Raw genomic sequence first — 1,524 nt, forward strand, 5'->3', positions numbered from 1 at the left:
CTGGAAAAACGAGGTTGGAACACAGCCAGATTTTTGTTGATTTTGAAGAAAATAAAAAGAAAAGAAGTTTTAAAAGAAAAATGGTGCTGGGCATAACACCCAACACCAAGTTTGTCTACAGTCTGATGTCGCACTAAGTAATTAGTGCGACATGTCTTTGTATTTTTATTCAATTTATTTCTGTTATACAGTTTCAAACCTTGTCTGTATTTGCCCCATACACATCCGCAATCTCTGCAATCGATATGTAAGCAGAACGGTCATTTTCATGAACCAGTTCTTTCATCTTTCCAACCTGAAAACGGTTTACCACAATATACACCACCGTTTTGGGAGAGTCAGAATAATATCCTTTTGCTTCGGTAATGGTCATACCACATTCAAAGGCTTCTGAAAGAGCTGCACAGACTTCATTCGGGTGTACTGTTACAATCGTAGCAGCTTTTGAACGATCCAAACCTTCCACAATAAAGTCCACTGTCTTCAGTGCCGCTCCGTACGCTACGATCGAATACAATGGAAGGATCCAACTATGAAGAACAAATCCGCAAACGATATATAACACCAGATTATACCCCATCACAAACGTACCAACCGTGATTCCCAGTCTTTTTGCAAAGATGACAGCAAGAACCTCGATGCCATCCATGGCGCCTCCAAATCGAATTGCCATGCCACTTCCGATACCAGAAATTAGTCCACCGAAAATGGCACAAAGAAGAAGATCTGACCCGGCAAGTGGTGATACAATACTTACATCCACCGGCAGCACATCAGTAATCAGCCATGCTCCAAAAGAATACACTGCTACCGTATAGATTGCATAAATAGTAAAAGTAACACCCTGCTTTTTTAATCCATACAGGAACAGGGGAATGTTCAATACAAGCAAAAATAGAGACAGTGACAACCACTCTGGTGTCAATTGTGACAGCAAAATTGAAGTTCCTGAAATTCCACTATCGTACAAATCTACTGGAGCGATAAACATCGTGACACCAAAGGCATTCACCATACCTGCAACCGTAAGGAAGAAAAAATTCTTCCATTTCATCTTTCCAAGTGCTTGTTTCAAAGTCATACATAATCTCCTTTCATTTTCTGCCTATATAGTTTCTTACGATTCCCCTTATAAATCTTGGTTTATTGCATATGAAATGGTGTGTTTTTATAAAGGTATATTAAGTGATAATTATCGCCCAAGTCAAGTACGGATGACCTGTACAGGATACTATTATTTTCATAAATAAAAAAAGTCGAAAGCAAAGTAAAATCAATGCTTCCGACGCTTAAGAAAACAGGGGATGAGAGAATCGAACTCCCACCAAAGGTTTTGGAGACCCCTATCATACCATTTGACCAATCCCCTTTATTTATATAAGAAAAGGTGACTCATAAAGTCACTCTTTCATTTGTACCTTCAAAACCACATACATGCTGACATCCTTTGGAATCTTTAACCTGCTTTTTGGTCAAGCCCTCGACCGATTAGTACTGGTCAACTCCGTACATTACTGCACTTCC

The 1,524-nt window shown here is 39.4% G+C and carries 1 protein-coding gene and 1 tRNA gene; both read right to left on the bottom strand.

Going from position 1 to position 1,524, the window contains the following annotated elements; genetic code table 11:
• Window positions 1-193 precede the first annotated feature (193 nt).
• Window positions 194-1,081: a YitT family protein gene (locus OCV61_RS18390; protein WP_158422947.1), complete on the bottom strand. Its 888-nt coding sequence runs from the start codon at window positions 1,079-1,081 to the stop codon at window positions 194-196.
• 217 nt (window positions 1,082-1,298) lie between these two features.
• Window positions 1,299-1,369, bottom strand: a tRNA-Trp gene (locus OCV61_RS18395).
• Window positions 1,370-1,524 lie beyond the last annotated feature (155 nt).

The sequence above is a fragment of the Blautia ammoniilytica genome (assembly GCF_025566965.1).
Lineage (GTDB): Bacteria > Bacillota > Clostridia > Lachnospirales > Lachnospiraceae > Blautia_A > Blautia_A ammoniilytica.